Here is a 25,563-nt window from a genome sequence, read left to right as displayed (position 1 = left end):
CTTTTGCGTAAAACCCTTGCGAACTTTGCGGTTAAATTGGAATTTGGAATTTTTCAAATTGGAATTTAAAAATACTACTTCTGATATTTCTTCTTCTTCAGCATATCTGAAGCGGTCTGATAAAAAGAGATAGTTTCATTGGTCAGATCAGTTCTTTCTTTTTGCAACGGAATTTCATCATAATGAATTTGGTACTCCGGAGCGACTCCTGGTTTTGGATTCAATTTTAATTTAAATTGTCTAGCGGTTTGTTTTGGGGATAAAATCGTCAAGACATTATCTCTTATCAAGCCTAAATCCTGATAAGTAGCAATGAAAGCTCTGGGTTTATAATCCGCTTTTAAAACATCCTGACCAAAAAACTTACTTTGATAATTAAAATGTAATAATCCAAAAAGTGTCGGCATTAAATCTATTTGAGACATTAATTTATTGCATTTTGTTGATTTACCAGTTGGATTGTAGATAAAAGCCGGAATTCTGTATTTGTCCAGCGGAAGTTGTGTTTTTCCGGCACTCGAAGCACAATGATCAGCAACAATGACGAATACCGTGTTTTTAAACCATGGCTGTTTACTAGCCATCTCAAAGAATTTCCTCAATGCATAATCGGTATATTTTACGCCACCATCTCGCGATTTTATGTCACCGGGAATATCAATTTTATTATTAGGATAGGTAAAAGGTCTGTGATTGCTAACCGTCATGATATGATTAAAGAAAGGTTTGTTTTCCTTGGCTTCAGTATTCATTACTTTTATAGCCTTGTTATACATGTCTTCATCACAAACACCCCAAACATTCGAAAATGTGATTTCATCAGGATTAAAGCTTGATTTGTCTACAATCTGATAATCGTTTCCAGAATAAAAATCCTGCATATTATCAAAAAAAGCATCTCCACCGTACATGAATCTCACATCGTATCCCCTTTGTTTAAAGAGTGCTCCAGTTGAGAATTTGTTTTTGTTATCTTCTCTTTTTACCACACTCTCTCCAGCCGTTGGAGGCAAACACAAAGTCACAGCTTCTAAACCACGAACAGTTCTGTTTCCTGCAGCGTATAAATTGGTGAACTGAAGGCTTTCTTTAGCTAAACTGTCTAAGAAAGGCGTGATATTTTGTTCGTTTCCATAACACTTCATGAATTCAGCACTCAGACTTTCTATCGTAATTAAAACAACATTTTTATGATTTTCAAGTGAATCACTAGTTATGGTTCTTTCAGTATTTTTTCCAGTACTAGTAGGAAATTGTCGTTTCAGAAGTGCATACGCTTCTTTGTTTGGAAGTGTTTTGTAAAATTTAAAGTAATCTAATTTGTTATTTTGAAAAGCCAGGTAAAATTTATATAATCCATTTGCCTGTAATTCATTAACAAAGACATTCTTAGAATTTTCTGTTTTTGCTAAGGTTGGAATAGCAATTAATGAGATCAAAAATAATCCAATATAAAACCCTGAGAGTTTAATTTTTTCTTTAAAGGACGGAATATCCAGAATGAAGTTTTTAGAGTTTCTTAAAATAAAATAAGTTGAAATTCCGGTTAATGCAAATAAAGCTGAAAACAAAGGAATTACAGGGTAAGACTGTATTATGTTTCCAATAACTTCGTTAGTATAGATCAAATAATTTACGGCAATAAAATTATACTTCACCCCAAATTCATTCCAAAAGAAATATTCACTTAAGCCATTTTGAAGAATTAATAAAATGTATAAAAAGATAACAAAAGCAAACAACCAAAATCTGATTTTATTTCTCCATTTTGGAAGGAAAAGAAAAAGAGCAAAAAGTGTTGTTTTGATTCCGACGAAAATTAAAATAATTCCGGGCAATGCACCGCCATATTCGTCAAAAACACTTTTTCCGGATGCTACATATAAAAATAAGGCAACAAACAGCCCCAGAATAATATAGCCGTAAGGCTTATTGTATTTTGAATTTGAAATAAAAATTAAATAAAACCACAAAAAAGCACTAGCTATAATAAATACGAAAAAATCTGAAATAAGCCCTAAACTAAAAATTTTCAGACTCTGAAGAATGGTGAAAGAGCTTTGTGTAATTGGATGAAAAAAGAGAACAATTCGCAATAGAAAACTTATTATAAAATAGAACAGTGCAAGATTGTATAAAGGAGAAAGTTTTTTGTAAAAAGTCATGAAATTATTTTTTTACAAAATTAATTCCGGTTCATTAATTCGGGATTAAGTTCAGCTTTTACCTTTGTTAGAATTAACTTAATATTCGCTTAAGATGAATAAGTTTTGGTGGTATTGAAATGATTTTTAGTCATTTCCAAAAATTTAAATTTTTACCTTTGATTGATTAAATTAAAGGCGAAGAATATAATTTTAATAAAAAAGAACAAATGCATATTTTAATAGTAGAAGATGAGATAGGAATTGTTCAGTTTTTACAACAAGGGCTGCAGGAAGAAGGATATGAAGTTACTACTGCGAGTGATGGTTCTAAAGGTTTTGAATTGATTCATAATCAACAATTTGATTTAATTTTATTAGATTGGATGTTGCCTAAAATCAATGGATTAGATTTATGTAAAGCTATCAGGATTAAAGACCAGAAGACACCGATTATTTTTCTGACTGCAAAAGATACGGTTCAGGAAACCATTGAGGGTTTGAAAGCCGGCGCAAATGATTACATCAAAAAGCCATTTAGTTTTGAAGAATTGGTAGAGCGCATAAAAGTTCATTTTAGAAACAGAAAAGGAACCGAGACGCTAACTTTAGGAACCATTAAAATCGATTTGTCAAGGCATATTGTCTTGAAAAATGAGGAAGAAGTGGCTTTGACGCAAAGGGAATTCGAATTGTTAACTTATTTAATTCAACATAAAGGAAAGGTTTGTACCCGAAATCAAATACTAAAAGACGTTTGGGAAATCAATTTTGAATATGACACCGGAGTTATTGATGTATTTATGAACGCTATTAGAAAAAAACTCAATTTAAAAATTGAAGAAGATTATATAAAAACAATACGTGGTATAGGTTATATCGCAAACGACATATAGATGGTACAAATTTCCTTTAAAAACAGAATTGCCTTAAACTATATTATCACAACCGGTTTGTTGATTTTAGTGGTTTTTTCGTTGATTTATTCTATTGTAAAACACACAGCTTATAGTCATATTGATGAAAATTTAAAAACTGAAATTAAGAATCATTTAGCAGAAATTAAGGTTGTCGGTGATAAAGTTATTTTAATTGATGAGGAAGAATGGAGTGAGCGGGAACATAATACTGTAGATGTAAATCCGGTTTTTGTGGAGTTTTTGGACTTGAATAAACAGATTATTGAAAAAGCGCCTAATCTAAAAACACAAACACTTGAATTTAATGATTCTGTAGGAGATTATGAGTTGTTTGACACTAAGATGGGTGATCATGCGATAAGACAGATTCAGGTTCCGCTTCATGTAAAAAAGAAACAAATTGGGTATATTATTGTAGCAATGTCGCTTGCAGATTCTACGATGGTTTTAAGTAATTTGTTTGATATAATGTGTCTCTCTTTTTTGGTAATCTTATTGGTGCTGTTTTTTATTGCCCGATTCTTTGCCGGAAGAAGTATAAAACCAATAAATGCAATCATAAATACTTCAAAAATTATTACAAAGGATAATCTGAAAACGCGAATACCTTTGCCCAAAACACAAGATGAATTGTATATACTTGCAACGACCATTAACAGTTTATTAAACCGAATAGAAGATGCTATCGAACGCGAAAAACAATTTACGTCTGATGCTTCACATGAATTAAGAACACCATTAACAGTTATTAAAGGAACACTTGAAGTTTTAATTCGTAAACCTCGCGATAATAGTGAGTATGAAGAAAAGATAAACTATTGTATAAATGAAGTTGATCATTTAAATATGCTCGTAGATCAGCTTCTTTTGATGGCACGTTTCGAGAATCAAAAGCAAAATATAAATACCGAATCTGTTTATTTAAACTCCGTAATTTTGGATGTTCTGACATTAAACTCGGCAAAAATAAGTAGTAAGAATCTTAATGTAAAATTTGATGCTAAACAGGCTTTTTATATTCAATCTGATAATTTTTTGGTGATAACCATTATGAGGAATATTATTTCGAATGCAATTAAATACAGCAAAAATAATGGAGAAGTTTTGATTTTACTTTCGAAGCAAAACGAAAAAACAATTTGTCAAATAACTGATAAAGGAATCGGAATTGCAAAAGGAGATTTGGAAGCAATTTTAAATCCATTTTTTAGATCTAATTCTACCGATCACCCTGAAATTAAAGGAACTGGATTAGGTTTGTCGATTGTAAAAAGAACAACAGAATTACTAGATATTCAATTTAAAATTGAGAGTGAAATAGAAGTAGGAACCACCGTAATTTTGGGTTTCAATTAAAAAATGAAAACGTTATAGTAAATTGAAAAAATGTAATAAAAAAGGTATCTGAAATATTTTTTAACAATAAACTATCGTTAAGTTAAATTAAAAATTGCTTTTTTATGAAATTAACTAGTATATTTGCATCCGAATCAAAGAATTATAAAACAAACCAAACAATGATTTCAAATCAATTACATCATCATCATTTTCATTATTGCTCTCAGGCGATGTGTTAATGGTATGCATGTAAATCATCATATTTTAAAACCCGTTTGAGTACATCAAGCGGGTTTTTTTAATTCCAATTCTTTGTACTCAAACTATTAATCAGCAAACAACTAAAAAATGAGTACTTTAAAAATTGCAATTCAAAAATCAGGTCGTTTAAATGAAGACAGCATTCAAATCTTAAAAGATTGCGGTATTTCAATCAACAACGGAAACGATCAGTTAAAAGCCGAAGCTTCCAATTTTCCTTTAGAAGTTTTATACCTTAGAAATTCAGATATTCCTCAATATTTAATTGATGGAGTTGTAGATTTAGCCATTGTGGGTGATAATTTATTAGTCGAAAAAGGAAAACATATTGAGGTGATTCAAAAACTTGGATTCTCAAAATGCAAGGTTTCAGTGGCTGTTCCTAAAACTTTCGAATACAATTCTATTCAAGATTTAGCAGGTTTACGAATTGCAACATCTTACCCAAACACTGTTAACGAATATTTTAATTCTTTCGGATTAACAGTTGATATTCACCAAATTTCAGGTTCTGTAGAAATTGCGCCGAACATTGGTCTTGCCGATGCTATCGTAGATATCGTTTCAAGTGGAAGCACTTTATTCAAAAATAATTTAAGAGAAGTTGAAGTAATCCTGAAAAGCGAAGCAGTTTTAGCGGTTTCTCCGAAAGTTTCCCCAGAAATTCAGAAACACATTGATACGCTTAAATTCAGAATCCAATCAGTTTTAAGAGCGAGAAATTCAAAATATATTTTAATGAACGTTCCAAACGATAAAATTGATGAAATCGGAAAAATTCTACCAGTTTTAAGAAGTTTAACTGTTTTGCCATTAGCACAAGAAGGCTGGAGCAGTGTTCACTCTGTGATTGATAAAGATACTTTTTGGGACGTAATTGATAAATTAAAAGAAGCCGGAGCCGAGGGAATTTTAGTTTGCCCTATTGAGAAAATGGTTCTTTAGAAGGAAATTCCAATTTTTTAAATTCCAAATTCCAATTGAAATGAAATTCCAATATAAAAATTCCAAATCCCAAACTTCGACAACAGCTTTGCGAACTTAATTAACGTTTTTAAAAGTAAGAATACTAAAAAAACCTTGCGCTCTTTGCGGTTAAAAAAATACAAAGCATTGGAATATGGGATTTTAAAAAATTGGAATTTATAAATTAATAACAATTATGAATAAGATAGACAATCCAAAACCAGATACCTGGTCAGAAATATTAAAAAGACCAACCAAAACGATCGATGATATCGAAGTTACGGTTAAAGAAATTTTTAAAGAAGTACAGAAAAAAGGTGATGAAGCCGTTGCTAAATACACTTCTATTTTCGACGGAATTAATTTAGATAATTACGAAGTTACAACCGAAGAAATTGAAGAAGCAATAAGTTTGATTTCTGATGAATTGAAAGATTCGATTCAATTGGCGAAAGCTAATATTTTGAAATTCCACACAGCTCAAAAGACCGACAGAATTGAAATTGAAACCATTGAAGGAGTAAATTGCTGGCAGGAAAAAAGACCGATTCAAAAAATTGGTCTGTATATCCCTGGTGGAACTGCGCCTTTATTTTCAACAGTTTTAATGTTGGCTGTTCCGGCAGAAATTGCAGGTTGCAAAGAAATTGTTTTGTGTTCTCCACCGGATAAAACGGGAAAAATTAATCCAGCGATTTTATATGCAGCCAATTTATGTGGTGTTACTAAAATATTAAAAGTAGGAGGGATCCAGGCGATTGCCGGTATGACTTTTGGGACGAAATCAATTCCAAAAGTGTATAAAATTTTCGGACCCGGAAATCAATTTGTAACAGTTGCAAAACAATTGGCAACTCAATTTGGAGTAGCGATTGATATGCCGGCCGGACCTTCAGAATTGTTGATTGTAGCTGATGATACAGCAATTCCGGCATTTGTAGCTTCTGATTTATTATCGCAGGCAGAACACGGAACAGATAGTCAGGTGATTTTAGTTTCAACTTCCCTACGATTGATTGAGGCTGTTGAAATTGAAATTCAGACTCAAATTGAAGAACTGCCAAGAAAAGCAATAGCTAAAAAAGCAATTGAAAATTCGAAATTAATTTATGTAGAAAATGATCAGATTGCTTTAGATTTAATCAATGAATATGGACCGGAACACTTTATAATCTGTTCAGAATTTGATGATTTTTATTGCAACGGAATTGTAAATGCAGGTTCAGTTTTTATTGGGAATTATACACCAGAAAGTGCCGGAGATTATGCTTCAGGAACAAATCATACCTTACCTACAAATGGATATGCAAAGAATTACAGTGGAGTAAATCTGGATAGTTTTATGAAATCAATGACATTCCAGAAAATATCTAAAATCGGAATTCAAAACATTGGAAGAGCTATTGAAGTTATGGCAGAAGCCGAAGGTTTACAAGCGCATAAAAATGCTGTGACTTTGAGATTGAAGAGTATAGAGTAAAGAAAATAGAACAAAGAGGCAAGAAGCAAGATTAAAAAGTATAGAGGAAAAATTAAGAGAAAAGAGAAATAATTATGAAATAGATTGAGTCTATTTTCTTTCTTCTTGATTCTTTCTTCTCTTTAAAAATTAAAACAATGGAATTCGATATAAATACAATAACACGTGAAAACGTAAAAATATTAAAACCATACTCATCAGCACGAGATGAGTTTGAAGATTTTGATACAGCCGAAATGATTTTTTTGGATGCTAATGAAAATCCGTTTCAGAATGGTGTAAATCGCTATCCGGATCCACAACAAAGTTCGGTAAAAGCGATTTTGGCGAAAAATAATAATGTGGGATCAAGTCAGATTTTATTGGGAAACGGAAGTGATGAAGTTTTAGATCTTCTTTTTAGAGCTTTTTGCGAGCCAAAAATTGATAATATTATTTCGTTACCGCCAACATATGGAATGTACAGTGTTTTAGCGAATATTAATGCGGTAGAAAATAGAGAAGTTTTGCTTTCGACAGATTTTCAGCCGCAAGTAGAGAAAATTTTGGAAGCTGTTGACGAAAACACAAAAATCATCTTTTTATGTTCACCAAATAACCCAACCGGGAATTCTTTTTCGGATGAAAGCGTAGTGAAATTACTTCAAAATTTTAAAGGCCTGGTTGTCATTGATGAAGCTTATATTGACTTTTCAGATAAAGAAAGCTGGTTGACAGAAATGGATGAATATCCAAATCTGGTGATTACACAAACGCTTTCAAAAGCATATGGTTTAGCTGGAATTCGTTTGGGAATTTGTTATGCTTCCGAGGCTGTAATTTCAGTTTTAAATAAAATAAAACCTCCATATAACGTAAACGAATTAACGCAGCAAAGGGCGATTGAACGTTTAAAAGATTCTGATAAAATAAAACAGGAAATAGCCTCTATAATTGAACAAAGAGAAGAGTTACTTAAAGTTTTACTAGAAGTGTCTTTTGTTGAGAAAGTTTATCCTACAGAAGCTAATTTCGTTCTGGTAAAAGTAGACGATGCTAACAAAAGATACGATGAATTAATTGCAAAAAGAATTGTAATTCGTAACAGAACAACTCAGTCTTTATGCGAAAACTGCCTGCGTTTTACAATTGGTATTCCAGAAGAAAATGCAGTTTTGATTAAGGAATTGAAGTTATTAAAATAGAAGAAAGATTATAGAGCAAAGAAGAAAGAAAAAATTGAAAGAGCTTTTTGGATAGAATTAAAAGTCTATTTTCTGTACTCTTTATTTCTTTATTCTCAAAAAATAAAAACATGAAAAAAGTACTTTTTATCGATCGTGATGGAACGATTGTTTTAGAACCTGAAAATTACCAGTTAGATGCTTTGGAGAAAGTAGAATTTTATCCGAAAGCTTTTCAATATTTGGCTAAAATTGCCAATGAATTAGATTACGAATTAGCGATGGTTACGAATCAGGATGGATTGGGAACAGATAGTTTTCCGGAAGATACGTTTTGGCCAACACAAAATTTTATTCTAAAAGCTTTTGAAAATGAAGGAGTTTTGTTTGATGAAATTTTTGTTGACAGATCTTTTCCGGAAGATAATGCCCCAACACGCAAGCCAAGAACGGGAATGTTGACGAAATATTTGAATAATCCGGAGTATGATTTGGCTAATTCTTTTGTTTTGGGAGATCGCTTGACTGATGTTGAATTGGCAAAAAACCTTGGAGCAAAAGCAATCTTTATTAGTGATAATGATGGAATTGGAAGCAATGAAATTTCATCAAAACGCGAAGAATTAGACGAAACTATTATTCTTCAAACGATGAGTTGGAAGGAAATTTATGAGTTTTTGAAATTGGAAGCACGTTCTGCTTCAATTATCCGTAAGACTCATGAGACGGATATTTTTATTAATGTAAATTTAGATGGAACAGGGAAGAGTAAGATCGATACCGGAATTGCTTTTTTTGATCATATGTTAGATCAAATTTCTCGTCACGGCCAAATGGACTTAGAAATCCTTGTAAAAGGTGATTTAGAAGTAGATGAGCACCACACGATTGAAGATACAGCGATCGCTTTAGGAGAAGTTTTCGCAAAAGCACTAGGAAATAAATTAGGAATCGAACGTTACGGATTCTGTCTTCCAATGGATGATTGTTTAGCGCAAGTTGCCATTGATTTTGGCGGCAGAAACTGGCTAGTTTGGGAAACCGAATTCAAACGTGAAATGGTAGGTAAAATGCCCACAGAAATGTTTTATCATTTCTTTAAATCCTTCTCTGACGGTGCCAAAGCCAACATCAACATAAAAGCAGAAGGAACCAATGAACACCACAAAATTGAAGCGATTTTTAAAGCTTTCGCGAAAGCAATAAAAGTAGCGGTGAAAAGAGATACAGAGAAAATGATTTTGCCTTCGACGAAAGGAATGCTGTAATTAAGTCAAAAGTGGAAAGTCATAAAGTCAAAAGATTTCAAAATTATGGATATCAAAAAGTGACTTTAAGACTTTAGACTTTGGACTTTAAGACTTAAATAAATGAAAATAGTAATTATAAATTACGGAGCAGGAAATATTCAGAGCATTATGTTTGCTATTGAAAGACTTGGTTTTAAAGCTGTTCTAAGTAATGACCCTGAAGAAATTCAACAAGCTGATAAAGTGATTTTTCCTGGCGTTGGCGAGGCAAGTTCGGCAATGAAAAAACTAAAGGAAAGTGGTTTGGATAATTTGATTCCAAATTTGAAACAGCCTGTTTTAGGAATTTGTTTGGGAATGCAATTGATGTGTAAATCATCTGAAGAAGGCGATACCAAAGGTTTGGGAATTTTTGATGTTGATGTAATTAAGTTTACATCAAAAGTAAAAGTGCCACAAATGGGATGGAATCAGATTTATGATTTAAAATCGGATTTGTTTAAAGGGATTTCTGAAAATGAATTTATGTATTTGGTGCATAGTTTTTATGCTCCAAATTGTATTGAAGCAATTGCCACAACCAATTATGAATTAGAATACGCATCTGCTTTACAAAAAGATAATTTTTACGGAACGCAGTTTCATCCCGAAAAAAGTGGAGCTGTCGGAGAAAAAATACTTGAGAATTTTTTAAAAATATAAAGAAAGATTTAAAGACTTTATGACTTTAGACTTTCCAACTTTAAGACTTAAATAAATGAGAATAATACCAGCCATAGATATCATTGACGGAAAATGTGTTCGTTTGTCAAAAGGTGATTACGATACTAAGATAATTTACAATGAAAACCCGCTTGAAGTAGCTAAATCCTTTGAAGCGCACGGAATAGAATATTTGCATTTAGTAGATTTAGACGGCGCAAAATCGAGTAAAATCGTCAATTATAAAATTTTAGAACAAATTGCAACACAAACAAGTCTGCAAATTGATTTTGGTGGCGGTTTAAAATCAGATGAAGATTTAAAAATTGCTTTCGAAAGCGGAGCAAGTCAGATTACTGGCGGAAGTATTGCCGTGAAAAACAGAGCTATTTTTGAAAAATGGATTTCTAAATATGGTTCAGAGAAAATTATTTTAGGAGCTGATGCTAAAGATGAAAAAATAGCAGTTTCAGGGTGGTTAGAAGATTCTGATGAAGATTTGATTCCGTTTATCCAGACATATCAAACCAAAGGAATTCAGTATGTTATTTGTACAGATATTGCAAAAGACGGAATGTTGGAAGGGCCAAGTTTTGATTTGTACGATAAAATCTTAAAAGAAGCGCATGGAATAAAACTAATCGCTTCCGGCGGAATTTCAACATTTGATGAATTACCAAAATTAGCTGAATTGGGTTGCGAAGGAACAATCATTGGAAAAGCGATTTACGAGGGTAGAATTTCGCTAAAACAACTGGAGAATTTTATAATTAGAAAATAAGAATAATTAGATAATGTGCCAATTAGAAAATTAGATAATTTTTGGCGTTGCGTTTAAATTATCTAATTATCAAATTTTCTAATTGGCATATTAAAAAATTGACACATTAAAAAAAATGTTAGCAAAAAGAATCATCCCCTGTTTGGATATAAAAAACGGACGAACCGTAAAAGGCGTTAACTTTGTTGACTTGCGTGATGCGGGTGATCCTGTAGAATTGGCAGAAATTTATTCGGCTGAAGGTGCTGATGAATTGGTTTTCCTGGATATTTCGGCTACCGAAGAACGTCGTAAAACGTTGGTTAATATGGTGAGAAGTGTGGCGGAGAAAATCAATATTCCGTTTACGGTTGGTGGTGGAATTTCATCTGTTGAAGATGTTGAAATTCTGCTGAATAATGGCGCTGACAAAGTTTCGATAAATTCATCGGCAGTAAAAAATCCGCAGTTGATTAATGATTTGGCTCAGAAATTTGGAAGCCAATGCGTTGTCGTTGCCATCGATGCCAAGCAAATTGAGGGACAATGGATTGTGCATTTAGTTGGTGGAAAAGTTCCGACAGAATTAAATTTATTCGATTGGGCGGTAGAAGTTGCAGAACGTGGTGCCGGAGAAATCTTATTCACATCAATGGATAATGACGGAACCAAAAATGGTTTTGCAAACGAAGCTTTGGCGAAATTATCAGAATTAATCAATATTCCGATTATTGCTTCGGGCGGAGCAGGAAATATGCAGCATTTTGTAGATTCATTTAAAGTAGGGAAGGCTGATGCAGCATTGGCAGCAAGTGTTTTTCACTTTAAAGAGATTGAGATAAAAGCTTTGAAACACGAATTAAGAAATAATAATATAGAAGTTCGAATTTAGTTTCGACTTTAAGACTTTCGACTTTACAACTTTAGACTAAAAATATGAACATAGATATCAAAAGCTCACACGGATTGATTCCGGCAATAATTCAGGATTCAGAAACAAAAAATGTTTTGATGCTGGGTTATATGAATGAAGAATCAATTCAAAAAACTATAGAAACTAAGAAAGTAACTTTTTTCAGCCGTTCGAAACAAAGACTTTGGACAAAAGGCGAGGAGAGTGGTAATTTCTTAGAACTGGTAGATATTAAAAATGACTGTGATGGCGATACACTTTTAATCCAGGCAAAACCTGTTGGGCCAACTTGTCATACAGGCGCTGATACTTGCTGGCAAGAAGAGAACAAAGAAAATTATGGTTTTATTTCAAGCTTAGAAAAAACCATTGCAACTCGTAGAGAAAATGCTGATTCTGAAAAGAGTTATGTGGCTTCTTTATTCGAAAAAGGAATCAATAAAATTGCTCAGAAAGTAGGTGAAGAAGCTGTAGAAGTAGTTATCGAAGCAAAAGATGATAACGATGATTTGTTTCTTAGTGAAAGTGCCGATTTATTATTTCATTATTTGATTTTGTTACAGGCAAAAGGCTTTCAATTGAATGATGTTGTGGATGTTTTGAAGAAACGCCAGAAGTAAAAGATTTTGTTTCAAGTTTCAGGTTTCAGGTTTCAAGTTATGCGCGATAACTTGAAACCTGAAACAAATTAAACCAATAACTACTCCACAAACTCAAATATAGCAAATTCCTGCGGTTGATGAAAACCAAATTTCATACTTTTATAAGACTGTAATGCAAGATATTCTGTTGTGTTACCGTAATCAATTCTAAAAGTATTTCCTTTCCATTTTGTTCCTGGTATAGGTCTTTTAAAATTACCATTTTGAATCTTTTCTAAGCTTGAAAACGGAATTTTTATTTCTGTAGAAAAACCTTCAGTTGTTATTTTACTTACTGCTTCAAGGCCTTCAATGTCAAAAGCCATTGATGTTTTCCAGCCACCACAATCAGTAGAAATACATTTTAAAAGCATATCGTAATTGGTTGAAAAAGCATTTACTCCAATCTCGACATAATTTCGTCCATCGCCATCGGCATCAACAAAAATCTCTACTAAGTCATCTGTATTGAAAATAGGGGAATCTTTTTGCTGATTTGATCCAATAATTTTAGAATCGACTGAATTATAGGCTATAAATAGATTATCATCATTCCACGAAAGTGAAACCATTGTATTTTGAATTGCCTTATTTCCTGAATTATGAATAACTAATGGCCCAATAAAAGGTGTTTTCCAATCTGATAAATTTCCATCAATTACTATTTTGTCAATTGTTTTATACACAGGAATATTTTGAGAGGAAACTGTTATCGAACACATCAAAAACAAAAAAGTAACAATTTTAATACATTTCATAAAGTAAGATGTGGATTTTAATTTGCTAAAGTAGAGAAGAATATTGAATTTTAACATTAAATTATCCGAATAGAAATTATAAAATTATTAGAAAATTGATTCTAATGTTTACTTTTGTTGACGATTAAGTTCATATAAGTACCCTATTTATTTCAAATTTCTAATTTATGAAAAATTACTTTGGAGGCGTGTTAATTGCCTTTTTGATTGGTTTTAATGCCAATGCACAAGGGCTTCTGAATAAGTCTGAGACTGTTTTTACACATCAGGATTCTTTACGCGGAAGCATTACAAAAGAGAGAGTCTGGTGGGATTTAAAATATTATCATCTTGATGTAAAAGTAAATCCGGCTGAAAAAACAATTTCTGGTTCAAATACAGTAAAATATACTGTTTTAGCGGAAAACAATAAAATGCAGATTGATTTGCAGGAACCAATGCAAATTTACAAAGTGACGCAAGATGGAAAAGAATTGAAATTTCAAAGAGATGGAAATGCTTTTTTTATTCAATTAACTACAAAACAAAAAGTAGGAGATACAAAAGAAATTGTAATTTCTTTTGGAGGAAAACCTAAAGAAGCTGTGCGAGCGCCTTGGGATGGTGGATTCTCATGGAAAAAAGACAAAAACGGAAAAGATTTTGTTGCTACATCTTGCCAGGGTTTAGGTGCCAGCGTTTGGTGGCCAAACAAAGATCATATGTACGATGAAGTTGAAAATATGCTGATCAGTGTGAATGTTCCGGGAGATTTAACAGAAGTATCTAACGGAAGATTAAAAAGTGTTAAAAAAGAAAAAGACGGTACAAAAACTTTTAATTGGTATGTTTCGAATCCAATTAATAACTATGGTGTAAATATCAATATCGGAGATTACGTTAATTTTTCTGAAGTGTATAAAGGAGAAAAAGGTGATTTAGACTGTAATTACTATGTTTTAAGAGATAATTTAGCTTTAGCGAAAGAGCAGTTTAAAGATGCTCCAAAGATGCTTAAAGCGTTTGAAAACTGGTTTGGACCTTATCCATTTTATGAAGACAGCTATAAATTAGTTGAAGTGCCTTATCTAGGTATGGAACACCAAAGTTCTGTAACATATGGAAACCAATATAAAAACGGTTATTTAGGAAGAGATTTAAGCGGAACAGGCTGGGGATTAAAATTTGACTTTATTATTATTCACGAATCGGGACACGAATGGTTTGCAAACAATATTACCTATAAGGATATCGCAGACATGTGGATTCACGAAAGTTTCACGAACTATTCTGAAAGCCTTTTTGTAGAGTATTATTACGGAAAAGAAGCGGGAGCTGAATATGTTATTGGATGCAGAAAAAATATTCAAAATGATACACCAATTATTGGGCACTATGATGTAAATAACGAAGGATCAGGTGATATGTATCCGAAGGGAGCAAACATGCTGCATACAATTCGTCAGGTTATCAATGACGATGCAAAATGGAAATCGATTTTGAGAGGTTTAAATAGCACTTTTTACCATAAAACTGTTACTTCTAAGGAAATTGAAGATTACATCAATACACAGTCTGGAATTAATTTCAATAGAGTTTTTGCTCAGTATTTAACCACAACTCAAATTCCGGTTTTTGAATATATGTTCAAAAATGGAACTTTAGGATATCATTGGACCAATTGTGTTGCAAAATTTGATATGCCGGTAAAAGTAAAAATAAACGGTGTAGAAACCTGGTTGAAACCAACAACAGAATGGCAATCAGTAAAAACTACAAATGAAAACAGAACTGTAGAAGTTGATAAGAACTTTTATGTAACGAGTTCTAATATTGTGGAGTAGTTGTTTTAAATTCCAATTACTGGAGTTTTCTTAAACCCGACAGTTTTTAAAACCTGTCGGGTTTATTTTTATAGGCAATCTTGTCATTTCGACGAAGGAGAAATCCTCGCAAGAAGCTCCTTATAGTCATTCGCCAATCTTTGTCGAGTTACTTGTGGGGATTTCTCCTTCGTCGAAATGACAAAAAAGGGTGAAAGATTAATCTTTCACCCTTTTTTATTGGAATTTGGAATTTAAAAAATTGGAATTTAAATTTCTATCGACTACTTAATTTCGCCTTTTCTTTTATAATATCAGCAATTTTGCGGTTTTCAATTTTGCTTTCCAGCCATGAGATAATATCTAAATAAAGGAAAGCTCTTTTTTCATAGGTATTTTTCTCTAATTCAATAAAACGTGCACGCATTTTAATAAATTCTTTTTTAATATCTGTTGGATAAAAGTTATTCAGGTTTTTTAAGAATTTAATGATTTCCTTTTGAACTTCATGCAAGTCGTTCATTTTCAATAAAAACTTGTAAGTGCTTTTAAGATGATTTTCTAAATAATAATCTTTTCCTAATTCATAATGTGCAATCAACGATAAAAGTCTCGCAAAACACATTAGATCTTCGCGCATCGATAAGTTTTTGTTATTTATGATTTTATCTAAATAAAAAATACATTCATTGTATTTTTCATTTCCAAAATAGATCGAAGCAATTTTATAGTAAAATAACATCTCATGATGTTCATCAAGATGCTCACTGTGAATTTTTATTTTCTCTAAAATCTCCGGAATCAAATATTCGCTTTCAGCAAAAGTACCTTCCAATATGTGTAGATTCAGTTTATTGTTATAAACATATAGAAATGATAGTGATGCAATGTTATCGTTTACAGGAAATTTCGGGTCTGCAATCGTTTCTTCTAATAAAGTTAAGTATTTCTTGAAATTTGACTGGTACTTCAGCATATATAACGACTCCAAAAAGTAATGGTTTCCTTTTAAGAAAAACACCGGATTCAGATAAATCATATTTGGATTGTCATAGAACAAGGTTACCCATTTATAGGCATATTTGTAACTTGCCAAAAAGTCCTGAACTAAGAAACTGCGCCATAAATTGGCATTGTAAAACCAATATTTCTCACGAAAACCGAACTTACTTTCGTCTAATTTTGAAATATGTCTGTTGAAATAATCATCTATATACTTATATTCTTCATCACTTTTTACGTAACCTGTTTTTAACATGATTCCGTACAATTGAAGTGATAAATTCGATAATTTGCTGGAGATTGTATTTCTATAATTTAATTCTTTTGCCTGAACTACTAATTCGTCGGCACGGCCCTGAATACTTCGCGTAATATATTGTGATTCGATCAATTTTTCGAATTCTACAATTTCATACGCCATATATTTTTCATCATTTTCTAAAGCAAGGATTTTGGTCTTGTCAAGAATCTTTAAACTCTGTTTATACAATCCTTTATTATAAAGAATAACAGCAAAATCTATTTGCTCACGTAGTTGATAACGAATATTCTGGCTGGGAATATTCAAGCGAATACTAACTAAAATTTGCTTGTATAAATATGATTTTAAGTTAGATAGCTGTACTTTTTTAATGATTCCGCTCTTTAAAATCAGCTTTTCGTCGTAGGTTTCGGACTTATCTAAAATATTGAATAATTCAATGAATTTAGTATTAGAACTTGTCTCCAATCGGCTTGCAAAAATTTTAAATTGTCTTTTTTCGGATTTGGAAAGCGATTTTATCAGAACAAATAAGAAATCTTTTTGATGGTTAGCCATTGTAAAATATAATAATGTAACTTATTGATTATTAAATATTTAACTCGTTATAAATTGTGTTATGAACAGTATAATTTCATTAAAATGAATTTCATACTGCGTAAGTACAATATATATTTGTTATCAAGATGTGAAATTACATTAAATAAATGAATATGAATAGAGAGAAAGTTCAAATTTTTGACACCACTTTGCGCGATGGTGAACAGGTTCCAGGATGTAAGTTAGATACTAAGCAAAAATTAGTTATCGCAGAACGACTTGACAAAATGGGAGTTGACGTTATCGAAGCAGGTTTTCCTGTGTCAAGTCCGGGCGATTTTTTATCGGTCTCTGAGATTTGTAAAATTGTAGAAAATGCAACCGTCTGCGGACTGACAAGAGCTGTAAAAAACGATATTGATGTTGCTGCAGCTGCCCTAAAACATGCTAAAAGACCTAGAATCCACACTGGAATCGGAACATCTGAATCTCATATACTCCATAAATTAAGTACTACCAGAGAAGATATTATTGCTAGAGCAAAATATGCAGTATCTCACGCTAAATCATATGTAGAAGATGTTGAATTTTATGCAGAGGATGCTGGTAGAACTGATAACGCATTTTTAGCACAAGTTTGCGAAGAAGTAATTAAATCCGGAGCAACTGTATTAAATATTCCTGATACAACAGGATATTGTTTGCCAGAAGAATACGGAGCAAAAATTAAATATTTAAGAGAAAACGTAAAAGGAATCGAAAACGTAATTCTTTCATGTCACTGTCATAATGATTTAGGAATGGCAACTGCAAACTCTATTGCAGGTGCGATTAATGGAGCTAGACAAATAGAATGTACTATTAATGGTATTGGTGAAAGAGCTGGAAATACTGCACTTGAAGAAGTGGTAATGATTTTCAAACAACACCCTTACCTAAACTTAGATACAAACATTAATACAAGAGAATTAAACGAGATGAGCCGTTTAGTTTCTGAAAGCATGGGAATGATTGTGCAGCCAAATAAGGCTATTGTAGGAGCAAATGCTTTTGCGCACAGTTCTGGAATTCACCAGGATGGTGTGATCAAAAACAGAGCAACTTACGAGATCATGGATCCGCTTGATGTGGGTGTAAATGAATCATCAATTATTTTGACAGCAAGAAGCGGAAGAGCTGCTTTGGCTTACCGTGCTAAAAAAGTAGGTTACGAGCTTACAAAAGTGCAATTGGATATTGTTTACATTGAGTTTTTGAAATTTGCTGATATTAAAAAAGAAGTTTTAGATGCAGATATTCATCAGATTATTGAAGCTGCTAAGATTCAGGACGAATTAGTTAGAAGCTAGTTGAAAAGAAAATAGAACAAACAAGAAATATAAAAATAAAGATTTAAATCATAAAGAACGAGACGTTATGAATTTGAAAATAGCAGTTTTACCAGGAGACGGAATTGGACCGGAAGTAATTTTACAAGCCAAAAAAGCGTTGTACGCTATTGGCGAAGTGTACAATCATGAATTTGTTTTTGAAGAAGCGCTCATGGGGGCGATTGCCATTGACAAAACAGGAAATCCGCTGCCTGAACAAACGCTTAATCTTTGCCTGAATACTGATGCTGTTTTATTTGGCGCAATCGGTGATCCTAAATATGATAATAATCCAAATGCAAAAGTTCGTCCGGAGCAGGGATTATTGAAATTGAGAAAAGAATTAGGATTGTTCGCAAACATTCGTCCAATAAAACCTTATAAATCATTAATTGATGCTTCTCCTTTAAAAAGAGAAATTATCGAAGGTGCAGATTTTACTATTTTCAGAGAATTAACAGGTGGAGCTTATTTTGGAGCTAAAACATTAAATGAAGAAGGCACACATGCTTCAGATTTATGCGAATATTCAGAAGAAGAAATCACAAGAATAGCACATTTGGCTTTTAAATCGGCACAAAATCGTCGTAAAAAGCTGACTATGGTTGATAAAGCAAATGTTTTGGAAACCTCAAGATTATGGAGAAAAGTAGTTCAGAAAGTGGGCGAAAGTTATCCAGATGTGGCTTTAGACTTTTTATTTGTGGATAACGCGGCGATGCAAATCATCTTAAATCCAAAACAATTTGACGTGATTTTGACAGAGAATTTATTTGGAGATATTTTATCAGATGAAGCAAGTGTTATTACAGGTTCTATTGGTTTATTGGCTTCGGCATCTTTAGGAGAAAAGAATGCTTTGTTTGAGCCAATTCACGGTTCATATCCACAGGCAAAAGGAAAAAATATTGCCAACCCAATTGCTTCAATTTTATCAGCAGCGATGTTGCTGGAACATTTTGGTTTGTTTAAAGAGGCAAATGTGATTTATCAGGCTGTTGAAAAAGCAATTGAATTTAAGGTTGTTACTGTTGATTTAAAAGCAGATTCAAAATTCGGTACAAATGAAGTGGGAGAGTTTGTTTCTAATTTTATTTTTAGCAAAGACGATTTGCTATATTTTAATAATGACAACGTTCATATCGGACAATCGACAATTGTTTAATATTTTTTGTTAAAAATTGAAAGAAATAACAAGAAGTATCTAAAATGTTGAGATTTTATTTTTTTAGTCCCTTAAGTTTTTATACTTTTGTCACACTAAAAAAATAACAAGATGCAAATCTCAATTATTATTACTTCTGTCGTTGTTGTCAATGTGATTTTCACATCTGCATCGGGAATGGTATAAATATAATTGAAAAACTATATTATAAACCTTCCAAATACTGGAAGGTTTTTTTTTGAATAAAAATTAAAATAAATTAATACATAATGGAATTAAATAAGTACAGCAAAACCATCACTCAAGATCAAACACAACCTGCGGCGCAAGCGATGTTGTACGGTATTGGTTTAACTGAAGAAGATTTGAAAAAAGCACAAGTAGGTATTGTGAGCATGGGTTACGATGGTAACACTTGCAACATGCACCTGAATGATTTAGCAAAAGATGTTAAAAAAGGTGTTTGGGACGCAAATCTGGTCGGACTTATTTTTAATACTATTGGTGTTAGTGACGGAATTTCAAACGGAACTGAAGGAATGCGTTTTTCATTGGTTTCTCGTGATGTAATCGCCGATTCTATTGAAACTGTTGTGGGAGCACAATGGTATGATGGTGTAATTGCCATTCCTGGTTGTGATAAAAATATGCCTGGAGCGTTAATTGCAATGGGAAGATTAAACCGCCCAGCGATGATGGTTTACGGAGGATCGATTCACTCAGGAAAATGGAAAGGAGAATCTTTAAATATTGTTTCTGCTTTTGAAGCATTAGGAAAAAAGGTTAAAAACGAAATTACTCCTGAAGATTTTAAAGGAGTTATTCAAAATGCATGCCCGGGTGCTGGCGCTTGTGGCGGAATGTATACTGCAAATACAATGTCTTCAGCAATTGAAGCATTAGGAATGAGTTTGCCATACAGTTCTTCAAATCCTGCATTAAGTCAGGAAAAAAGAGACGAATGTCTGGCTGCTGGAGAAGCAATCAAAATATTATTAGAAAAAGATATTAAGCCAAGAGATATTATGACTCGTAAGGCTTTTGAAAACGCTATTACAATTGTAGCTGTTTTAGGAGGGTCTACAAATGCAGTTATGCACTTAATCGCAATGGCTCACGCTGTTGATATCAAAATTACACTGGATGATTTTCAGGCTATTAATGACAGAACACCAGTATTGGCTGACATGAAGCCAAGTGGTAAATACATGATGGAAGATATTCATGAAGCGGGAGGAATTCCTTCAGTAATGAAATATTTATTGAAAGTAGGACTGATTCATGGAGATTGTTTGACGGTAACAGGAAAAACAGTAGCTGAAAATTTAGCTTCGACTCCGGATTTACAAGACGGACAACAAGTTATTCATGAAATTCAAAAAGCGTTAAAACCAACAGGAAACATTCAGGTTTTATACGGAAATCTTGCTTCTGAAGGAGCTGTTGCAAAAATCAGCGGAAAAGAAGGAGAATATTTTGAAGGTCCAGCTGTTGTATTTGAAGGTGAATTTGAAGTAATTCCAGGTCTTGAAGCCGGAAAAATAAAACCAGGTAATGTAGTCGTCATCAGGTATTGTGGACCAAAAGGTGGTCCGGGGATGCCTGAAATGCTGAAGCCTACATCTGCTATTATTGGAGCCGGATTAGGAAGCAGCTGCGCTCTTATTACAGACGGCAGGTTCTCTGGAGGTTCACATGGCTTTGTCGTAGGACATATTACACCAGAGGCTTATGATGGTGGTGGTATTGCACTTGTAAAAGATGGTGATTTAATTGCTATCGATGCGGTAAAAAATACAATCGACCTGAAAATTTCTGACGAAGAATTTGCAGCTAGAAAAGCGGCTTGGGTACAACCGCCATTAAAAGTTACAAAAGGAGTTTTACTTAAATATGCCAGATCGGTTTCAAGCGCTTCAACAGGATGTGTAACCGATAACTAATTAAATAACAATATCAAAAATCAATGACAATTTCAAAAATCAATTTCAAAAATCAAATAGCAAAAAAAAACAAAAAATCAATTTAGAATTTATCATTGAAATTGATTTTTGACATTGCCATTGATTTTTGAAATTGATTTTTGAAATTGACATTGATAAAACAAAATATACTATGAAAATATCAGGGGCAGAAGCCGTTATAAGATGTTTATTAGCAGAAGGAGTAGACTTGGTTTACGGATATCCGGGAGGAGCCATAATGCCAGTTTATGACGAATTATATAAATTTCAGGACCAATTACACCACGTTTTAGTGCGTCACGAACAAGGTGCAACACACGCAGCTCAGGGATACGCCAGAGCTACAGGAAAAGTTGGAGTAGCAATTGCTACTTCAGGTCCGGGAGCAACCAATTTAGTTACTGGAATTGCAGATGCTCAAATTGATTCAACTCCAATGGTTTGTATTACAGGACAGGTTGGAAGACATTTATTGGGGTCTGATGCTTTTCAGGAAACAGATATTATCGGAATATCAACTCCGGTAACCAAGTGGAATTTTCAGATTACTGAAGCTTCTCAAATTCCTGAAATCATTGCAAAAGCATTCTATATTGCGCGTTCCGGACGTCCAGGGCCTGTATTGATTGATATTACTAAAAATGCTCAGTTTGATGAGTTTGATTTTAGTTATGAAAAATGTACTTCAATTAGAAGTTATGTTCCGGTTCCGAAATTAAAATTAGATAAAGTGGCAGAAGCTGCGGCTTTGATCAATAGTGCTAAAAAACCTTTTATCGTTTTCGGTCAGGGAATTATTTTGGGTCAGGCCGAAGAACAATTGAAAGCTTTTATTGAGAAATCCGGAATTCCTGCAGGTTGGACTATTTTAGGTCTTTCCGCATTACCAACAGATCATCCGTTAAACGTTGGAATGTTAGGAATGCATGGAAATTATGGGCCAAATATGTTGACTAACGAATGTGATGTTTTAATCGCATTGGGAATGCGTTTTGATGACCGTGTTACTGGAAAATTAGCTACTTATGCTAAGCAGGCAAAAGTAATTCACTTTGAAATTGATCCGGCTGAAGTTGATAAAAACGTAAAAACAGAAGTAGCGGTTTTAGGAGATGTAAAAGAAGCTTTGACTGCGTTATTGCCTTTAATAGAGAAAAACTCTCACGAATCATGGCACAATGAATTCAAGGAATTTGCAGCAATTGAATTTGCGTCTGTTATAAAAGAAGAACTAAACCCAACAAACGGTAAAGGTATTTCAATGGGAGAAACCATGGAAATGATTAATAAACATTCAAAAGGTGATGCAATTATCGTTTCTGATGTTGGTCAGCACCAAATGTTTGCCTGCCGATATGCAAAATTTAATTCAACTAAAAGTAATATTACTTCTGGAGGATTAGGAACAATGGGATTTGCTTTACCAGCGGCTATTGGAGCTAAGATGGGAAGACCAGATCGTGAAGTTGTAGCTATCATTGGTGATGGTGGATTCCAGATGACGATTCAGGAATTAGGAACTATTTTTCAGACACAAGTACCTGTAAAAATCGTGATTTTAAATAATGAGTTTTTAGGAATGGTGCGTCAATGGCAGGAATTGTTTTTTGACAATCGATATGCTTCAACAAAAATGATTAATCCAAATTTTGTCGCAATTGCAGAAGGATATCATATCAAATCTAAAAAAGTAACACAACGCGAAGATCTAGATGCTGCTGTAGCTGAAATGATGGCTTCAAAAGATTCTTATTTCTTGGAAGTTATGGTAGAAAAGGAGAATAATGTTTTTCCAATGATCCCGACAGGAGCATGTGTTTCAGAAATTAGATTAAGCTAAAAAAGTTTCATGTTTCAAGTTTCAGGTTTCAGGTTCTCAGCAACGTGAAACCTGAAACCTGAAACAAAAAAAAACTAAAAACAAAATGGAAGATAAAACATTTACCATATCGGTATATTCAGAAAATAATGTCGGATTGTTGAACAGGATATCTGGAATATTCTTAAAGCGTCACATTAACATATTAAGTCTAAACGTTTCAGAATCAGAAATAGAGAATGTTTCCAGATTTATCATTGTAGTAAATACAACAGAGAAATGGGTTCAGAATATCGTTGGACAAATTGAAAAACAAATTGAGGTTATCAAAGCATTTTATCACACAGATGAAGAAACGATTTTCTTAGAAAATGCTTTGTTTAAAATACAGTCAAGTTTGTTGTTTGATGAAAAACAGATTCAGAATATCATCAAGGAAAGTCAGTCAACAATTGTGACGGTTTCACGTGATTTCTTTGTGATTTCAAAATCAGGAAGACGTTCTGAAATTGAAGAATTATATGCAAAATTCAAACCTTACGGTATTATGCAATTTGTTCGTTCGGGCAGAATATCAGTTTCTAAAGAAAAAATGGAAATTTCTTCCTTATTAGAAGCACTTAACTAGTATCAATTATAAATTACATATCATTAAATATTATTAAAGAAAATGGCAAATTATTTCAACACATTACCACTTAGATTACAATTAGAACAATTAGGAGTTTGTGAATTTATGGAGCAATCTGAATTTGCAGACGGAATCGCAGCATTGGCAGGGAAAAAAGTTGTTATTGTAGGTTGTGGTGCACAAGGTTTGAATCAAGGTTTAAACATGAGAGATTCTGGTTTAGACATTTCTTATGCATTACGTGCAGATGCAATCGCTGAAAAAAGAGCTTCTTACAAAAATGCTACTGAAAACGGTTTTAAAGTAGGTACATATGAAGAATTAATTCCAACTGCAGACTTAGTTTGTAATTTAACTCCGGATAAACAACATACTGCTGTAGTTACTGCTATTATGCCATTAATGAAAGAAGGTTCGACTTTAGCATACTCTCACGGATTTAACATCGTTGAAGAAGGAATGCAGATTCGTAAAGATATCACCGTAATTATGTGTGCTCCAAAATGTCCTGGTTCTGAGGTTCGTGAAGAGTATAAAAGAGGATTTGGTGTACCAACACTTATCGCTGTTCACCCTGAAAATGATCCAAATGGTGCAGGTTTAGATCAGGCAAAAGCTTACGCTGTAGCAACTGGAGGTCACAAAGCAGGAGTTTTGAAATCATCATTTGTAGCTGAAGTAAAATCAGATTTAATGGGTGAGCAAACTATCCTTTGTGGATTATTGCAAACTGGATCTATTTTATGTTTTGATAAAATGGTTGAAAAAGGAATTGATGCTGCATATGCTTCAAAATTAATTCAGTACGGATGGGAAACTATTACTGAAGCGTTGAAACATGGTGGTATTACAAACATGATGGATCGTTTATCTAATCCTGCAAAAATAGAAGCTTACGAACTTGCTGAAGAATTAAAAGACATTATGCGTCCTTTATTCCAAAAACACCAGGATGATATTATTTCTGGAGAATTCTCAAGAACTATGATGATCGACTGGGCTAATGATGATGTGAATTTATTGAAATGGAGAGCTGCTACAGGTGAAACTAATTTTGAGAAAACAGCACCACAAGAAGCTCCAATTTCTGAACAAGAATATTTTGATAATGGAGTTTTAATGATCGCAATGGTTAAAGCAGGTGTAGAATTAGCTTTCGAAACTATGACAGAAGCCGGAATCATTGAAGAGTCAGCTTATTATGAGTCATTACACGAATTACCATTGATTGCTAACACAATTGCAAGAAAGAAATTGTTTGAAATGAACCGCGTTATTTCGGATACTGCTGAGTACGGATGTTATTTATTCGATCACGCTTGTAAACCATTATTGACTGAATTCATGAAAACAGTGGAAACAAATATAATTGGAAAACCATTCTCGACTTCAAATGGAGTAGATAATGCTATTTTAATCGCAGTAAACAAAGAAATTCGTCAACATCCTATCGAAGAAGTAGGGGCATGGTTGAGAGCGTCTATGACTGCAATGAAAAAAATTGGATAATAAATTGGGAATTACCACACATTCGACTGTGATGGGATTTGCACTGTATCTCTGTTTTATGTAATATTTTGAATTAGTAAGCACTTATTAAGAAAAAGGATATAGATGCAATATTGCATTCACTTAACTTCTGTGAGCAAGTGAGTTAAGTGAGGTAATCCCGTATAATGGGGTATGTTTAGTGATAAATATACTTGTAGAGA

At 33.1% G+C, this 25,563-nt stretch carries 20 protein-coding genes; 17 read left to right on the top strand and 3 right to left on the bottom strand.

The features are described from left to right. Positions 1-74: 74 nt before the first annotated feature. Positions 75-2,165: an alkaline phosphatase family protein gene (locus BUA98_RS06280; protein WP_072970780.1), complete on the bottom strand. Its 2,091-nt coding sequence runs from the start codon at positions 2,163-2,165 to the stop codon at positions 75-77. A 209-nt stretch (positions 2,166-2,374) separates the two neighbouring features. Here BUA98_RS06280 and BUA98_RS06275 point away from each other — a divergent pair, with 209 nt between their 5' ends. The 10 genes from BUA98_RS06275 to hisIE all read left to right on the top strand — a co-directional run bounded on the left by BUA98_RS06275 (position 2,375) and on the right by hisIE (position 12,517). Next, positions 2,375-3,040: a response regulator transcription factor gene (locus tag BUA98_RS06275; protein ID WP_072970779.1), complete on the top strand. Its 666-nt coding sequence runs from the start codon at positions 2,375-2,377 to the stop codon at positions 3,038-3,040. After that, positions 3,041-4,420, top strand: a complete 1,380-nt coding sequence (locus BUA98_RS06270) for a sensor histidine kinase (protein ID WP_072970778.1) — start codon at positions 3,041-3,043, stop codon at positions 4,418-4,420. It abuts the gene before it with no gap. Between the two features lie 330 nt (positions 4,421-4,750). Then, entirely contained in the window at positions 4,751-5,608 is an 858-nt protein-coding gene (gene hisG, locus BUA98_RS06265; protein WP_065450122.1) for an ATP phosphoribosyltransferase, read from the top strand. A 217-nt stretch (positions 5,609-5,825) separates the two neighbouring features. Further along, on the top strand, positions 5,826-7,109 hold the full coding sequence (gene hisD, locus BUA98_RS06260) for a histidinol dehydrogenase (RefSeq protein ID WP_072970777.1): 1,284 nt from the start codon (positions 5,826-5,828) through the stop codon (positions 7,107-7,109). A gap of 137 nt (positions 7,110-7,246) precedes the next feature. Beyond that, complete coding sequence (hisC, locus tag BUA98_RS06255) at positions 7,247-8,293, top strand: histidinol-phosphate transaminase (protein WP_208857975.1); 1,047 nt, start codon at positions 7,247-7,249, stop codon at positions 8,291-8,293. A gap of 110 nt (positions 8,294-8,403) precedes the next feature. After that, entirely contained in the window at positions 8,404-9,540 is a 1,137-nt protein-coding gene (gene hisB / locus BUA98_RS06250; protein ID WP_072970775.1) for a bifunctional histidinol-phosphatase/imidazoleglycerol-phosphate dehydratase HisB, read from the top strand. 102 nt (positions 9,541-9,642) lie between these two features. Continuing rightward, entirely contained in the window at positions 9,643-10,224 is a 582-nt protein-coding gene (gene hisH, locus BUA98_RS06245) for an imidazole glycerol phosphate synthase subunit HisH (protein ID WP_072970774.1), read from the top strand. A 55-nt stretch (positions 10,225-10,279) separates the two neighbouring features. After that, positions 10,280-11,005 carry a 1-(5-phosphoribosyl)-5-[(5-phosphoribosylamino)methylideneamino]imidazole-4-carboxamide isomerase gene (hisA, locus tag BUA98_RS06240; protein ID WP_072970773.1) on the top strand — a complete coding sequence of 242 codons (726 nt, stop codon included), beginning with the start codon at positions 10,280-10,282 and terminating at the stop codon, positions 11,003-11,005. Between the two features lie 115 nt (positions 11,006-11,120). Then, a complete protein-coding gene (hisF, locus tag BUA98_RS06235) occupies positions 11,121-11,876 on the top strand; it encodes an imidazole glycerol phosphate synthase subunit HisF (RefSeq protein WP_072970772.1) in 756 nt (251 codons plus the stop codon). Positions 11,877-11,920: 44 nt separating this feature from the next. Further along, on the top strand, positions 11,921-12,517 hold the full coding sequence (gene hisIE / locus BUA98_RS06230; RefSeq protein WP_072970771.1) for a bifunctional phosphoribosyl-AMP cyclohydrolase/phosphoribosyl-ATP diphosphatase HisIE: 597 nt from the start codon (positions 11,921-11,923) through the stop codon (positions 12,515-12,517). An 80-nt stretch (positions 12,518-12,597) separates the two neighbouring features. On the opposite strand, the gene BUA98_RS06225 is transcribed toward hisIE, so the two are convergent. After that, positions 12,598-13,296 carry a carbohydrate-binding family 9-like protein gene (locus BUA98_RS06225; RefSeq protein WP_072970770.1) on the bottom strand — a complete coding sequence of 233 codons (699 nt, stop codon included), beginning with the start codon at positions 13,294-13,296 and terminating at the stop codon, positions 12,598-12,600. 167 nt (positions 13,297-13,463) lie between these two features. Here BUA98_RS06225 and BUA98_RS06220 point away from each other — a divergent pair, with 167 nt between their 5' ends. Beyond that, positions 13,464-15,119 carry a M1 family metallopeptidase gene (locus BUA98_RS06220; RefSeq protein WP_072970769.1) on the top strand — a complete coding sequence of 552 codons (1,656 nt, stop codon included), beginning with the start codon at positions 13,464-13,466 and terminating at the stop codon, positions 15,117-15,119. Positions 15,120-15,375: 256 nt separating this feature from the next. On the opposite strand, the gene BUA98_RS06215 is transcribed toward BUA98_RS06220, so the two are convergent. Beyond that, positions 15,376-16,920 carry a hypothetical protein gene (locus tag BUA98_RS06215; protein WP_072970768.1) on the bottom strand — a complete coding sequence of 515 codons (1,545 nt, stop codon included), beginning with the start codon at positions 16,918-16,920 and terminating at the stop codon, positions 15,376-15,378. 155 nt (positions 16,921-17,075) lie between these two features. Here BUA98_RS06215 and BUA98_RS06210 point away from each other — a divergent pair, with 155 nt between their 5' ends. The 6 genes from BUA98_RS06210 (at position 17,076) to ilvC (ending at position 25,360) form a co-directional block, all read left to right on the top strand. Beyond that, positions 17,076-18,251 (top strand): 2-isopropylmalate synthase, encoded by a 1,176-nt coding sequence (locus BUA98_RS06210; protein ID WP_072971757.1) that lies wholly within the window; start codon positions 17,076-17,078, stop codon positions 18,249-18,251. Positions 18,252-18,318: 67 nt separating this feature from the next. After that, complete coding sequence (gene leuB / locus BUA98_RS06205; RefSeq protein ID WP_072970767.1) at positions 18,319-19,437, top strand: 3-isopropylmalate dehydrogenase; 1,119 nt, start codon at positions 18,319-18,321, stop codon at positions 19,435-19,437. 269 nt (positions 19,438-19,706) lie between these two features. Further along, positions 19,707-21,380, top strand: a complete 1,674-nt coding sequence (gene ilvD, locus BUA98_RS06200) for a dihydroxy-acid dehydratase (RefSeq protein ID WP_072970766.1) — start codon at positions 19,707-19,709, stop codon at positions 21,378-21,380. A 172-nt stretch (positions 21,381-21,552) separates the two neighbouring features. Next, the gene (ilvB, locus tag BUA98_RS06195; RefSeq protein WP_072971754.1) at positions 21,553-23,241 is read left to right on the top strand and encodes a biosynthetic-type acetolactate synthase large subunit; all 1,689 of its coding nucleotides are present in this window, start codon (positions 21,553-21,555) and stop codon (positions 23,239-23,241) included. A gap of 85 nt (positions 23,242-23,326) precedes the next feature. After that, positions 23,327-23,848 carry an acetolactate synthase small subunit gene (gene ilvN, locus BUA98_RS06190; protein ID WP_072970765.1) on the top strand — a complete coding sequence of 174 codons (522 nt, stop codon included), beginning with the start codon at positions 23,327-23,329 and terminating at the stop codon, positions 23,846-23,848. Positions 23,849-23,890: 42 nt separating this feature from the next. Further along, a complete protein-coding gene (gene ilvC, locus BUA98_RS06185; RefSeq protein ID WP_072970764.1) occupies positions 23,891-25,360 on the top strand; it encodes a ketol-acid reductoisomerase in 1,470 nt (489 codons plus the stop codon). Positions 25,361-25,563: the final 203 nt, after the last annotated feature.

The organism is Flavobacterium saccharophilum (assembly GCF_900142735.1).
Lineage (GTDB): Bacteria > Bacteroidota > Bacteroidia > Flavobacteriales > Flavobacteriaceae > Flavobacterium > Flavobacterium saccharophilum.
Note: the sequence above shows the minus strand (reverse complement) of the source record. Positions and strands in the feature narration are given on the sequence as shown.